This is a genomic window from Moorena sp. SIO2C4, from assembly GCF_010672485.1.
Lineage (GTDB): Bacteria > Cyanobacteriota > Cyanobacteriia > Cyanobacteriales > Coleofasciculaceae > Moorena > Moorena producens.
In genome coordinates, this window is sequence record NZ_JAAHGN010000934.1 from 1 (window position 1) to 3,043 (window position 3,043).

The window sequence follows — 3,043 nt, forward strand, 5'->3', positions numbered from 1 at the left end:
GATAGCTGATAACTGATAGCTGATAGCTGATAGCTGATAGCTGATAGCTGATAGCTGATAGCTTAAACATAACCGCCACAATCCTAGTCGCCAGGGCGTCAAAACCCTGTCTTGATGCAGTCGCTCATGGGGGAGACCCCCAAGACCGCGCTGCCTCCCCAAGACCGCGCTGCATCGCTGGCAAAACCCTATCCTAGTCTACATAGAAATAGCGAATCAAAAAGGTCATAACCTCACCAGGCTTTTCAGTAGGTTCTGGAGTGCTCCACTCGTCGGGATAAGCGTATTTCAGGCCATAGATGGCATTAATCGTATTCCGAACTTGTTCAGGAGAACCGATCAAAACGTACTTGACTTTCTTAGGTTTACGACCAGGGTTTTCAGGAGTTTGATTGTCATCGGAGTTAGGCGGAATGTTTTTAGTCATGATCAACAGTAGTTTTAAATGCTGTACATTATTAATATATAAATAAATTAATCAAATGTCAAGGTATTTATGATTTTTTTTTATTAGGAAAATTGAGAATAGCTATAATAGTAAATAGGGCATAAATAAGAGATTAATGTGGTTAGTATAGGAATGGTATTTAGTGTAGCTATACAAAAAAAATATTAGAGTTTTTGCCTAATTATAAAAGCGATACAGCCTACTACCTACTTCCTACTCCCTACTCCCTACTCCCTGCTCCCTGCTCCCTGCTCCCTGCTCCCTGCTCCCTATATCAACCTGTAAAACCATGAGATTCATCAGCCCAAAAACTGACTTTGCTTTCAAGAAAATCTTTGGCTCAGATCAGAGTAAAGATATTCTGATTTCCTTTCTCAATGCCATGATCTACTCTGGTAATTGCGTTATCGAGGATTTAGAAATTATTGATCCCTATAGCGCCGGGGATGTAGTAGATTTAAAAGACACTGTCTTGATGCAGTCGCTCATGGGGGAAACCCCCAAGACCGCGCTGCATCGCTATCTGGATGTTAAGGCAGTATTAGAAGATAAAACGACTGTCATCATTGAGATGCAACTCTGGAATGTGGAGGCTTTCGAGAAGCGAGTGGTGTATAACTTGTGCAAAACCTATGGAAATCAACTGAAATTGGGACAGGGATATTTCGATCTAAATCCGGTTATTGCTTTAACCATCACGGATTTTAAATTATTCCCCTCAACTGAGAAAGTAATTAGCTGTTTTTACTTTCAAGAAGAAGAAGACCACTTGCCTTATCAGGAGAACGAATTAGCGATGCAGCGCGGTCTTGGGGGTTTCCCCCATGAGCGACTGCATCAAGACAAGCTAGTGTTTGTGGAACTTCCTAAATTTACTAAGCAACTGGAAGAATTAGAAAGTGTGATAGATAAGTGGATATTTTTTATCAGCGATGCAGCGCGGTCTTGGGGGTTTCCCCCATGAGCGACTGCATCAAGACAAAGAAGCACCCAACTTAGAAATCATTCCTGACAAACTCAGGGAAATTCCACAGCTAGAAAAAGCCTTAACTATAGCGAATCAAGCGGGGTTGAGTGTCTCAGAAGTGGAAAAACTCCGCAAACAGGAGATGGCCTTGGAGGACGCGCGAGGTGCATGGAGTTTCGCGAAAAGGGAAGGACGAGAAGAAGGCAGACTAGAAGGCAGACTTGAAGGACGAGAAGAAGGAAGAATAGAAGGACGAGAACAAGGTAGACTTGAAGAAAAACAGCAGATTGTTAAACAGATGAAGGCCGCTGGGTTACCCCTGAATGATATTGCTCAATATACGGGGTTGACTATCGATGAAATTAATCAGTTGTCCTAACAGAGTAAGAAAAAGTTCAAAAAAATACCAATTAACGTAGGGTGGGCAAAATAGTATAATCATTAATAATAAAAAAAAATATTTTTGCCCACCCTACTACTCTCCCCGATTCCCGATTCCCGATTCCCGATTCCCGATTCCCCTTCCTATATCCCTTAACTAATCCATCCGCTTTAAGCGCACCATAAAAAAACCATCCATCTTGTCTCGATAGGGCACAACTTTCAGCCAACCTTCTGGTGTTGAAAACTCCTTAATAAACGAAAGAGTAGGGGGTTCAATTTGCCACTGGGAATGACCTTCCAGAAACCATTGTATTACCGCCTCATTTTCTTGAGGATTTAAGGTACAGGTAGCATAAACTAAAACCCCTCCGGGCTTGACCCAAGTTGCGGTATGCTCTAACAATTCTTTTTGCAAAACAGTAAGTTCCTGGACTTTTTCTGGAGTCATGCGCCAACGCAGATCAGGACGTCGGTGAAGGGTACCATTACCGGAACAGGGAGCATCTAATAACACAGCATTAGCGACGTTAGTAAATTCAGGGCAATCGCGACTATCACCAGTACTGATCTGAATCGATTGTAATTGTAACCGTTGGGCATTCTGTTGGACTTTTTTGAGGCGGGAAGCTGAGCGATCGCATGCCCAAATTTTGCCCTGATCTGCCATTAATTCTGCAATATGAGTTGTCTTGCCCCCTGGTGCAGCACAGGCATCAATCACCACATCACCAGGTTGAGGGTCCAACAGATAACTGACCAGCTGGGCACTACAATCTTGAACAGTCCACCAACCCTCCTTAAATCCTGGTAGCTCTTGAATCGCACCAACACCACCCACAACTCGCAGTGCTTGGGGGAGCTGAGCTGGGTTGCTGAAAATAGGGATAATCTCACCATTCCCCTCGTCCTGGTGGGAGACCAAGGTCGGTACCCGCTGAATAGCCAGTTCAGCAGATTGCATCCCTGCCTCCACTTCCTCAATGGACACCTTGAGGGGATTTATCCGTAAGTCAATAGTAGGAGATTGGTTAAACCATTGACACAGCTGTTCTGTTTCCTCTAGTCCCAGCTGTTGTAACCACAGCTCGATCATCCAATCTGGAAAACTGTGTAAAATGCCCAGACGCTCCATATCCCCTTCTGGCAACTCCAAAGGGTCAGGGGAATTGGCAGCTAAACGGGCATAGTTTCGTAGTAAACCATTAACCACCCCTGCCAGTCCTTTGAAGCCATTGTTCTTAGCT

Annotated in this window: 2 protein-coding genes and 1 pseudogene; 1 reads left to right on the plus strand and 2 read right to left on the minus strand. The window is 44.1% G+C overall.

All coding sequences use genetic code 11. The features are described 5' to 3' along the window. Positions 1-193: 193 nt before the first annotated feature. Positions 194-427 (minus strand): hypothetical protein, encoded by a 234-nt coding sequence (locus tag F6K20_RS31620; protein ID WP_009149134.1) that lies wholly within the window; start codon positions 425-427, stop codon positions 194-196. Between the two features lie 310 nt (positions 428-737). On the opposite strand from F6K20_RS31620, the pseudogene F6K20_RS31625 reads away from it, so the two are divergent. Further along, positions 738-1,794: pseudogene (locus F6K20_RS31625) on the plus strand (Rpn family recombination-promoting nuclease/putative transposase). A 159-nt stretch (positions 1,795-1,953) separates the two neighbouring features. On the opposite strand, the gene rsmB reads toward F6K20_RS31625, so the two are convergent. Continuing rightward, positions 1,954-3,043: 16S rRNA (cytosine(967)-C(5))-methyltransferase RsmB (rsmB, locus tag F6K20_RS31630; protein WP_287297389.1), on the minus strand; the 1,090-nt coding region annotated here is incomplete at its 5' end.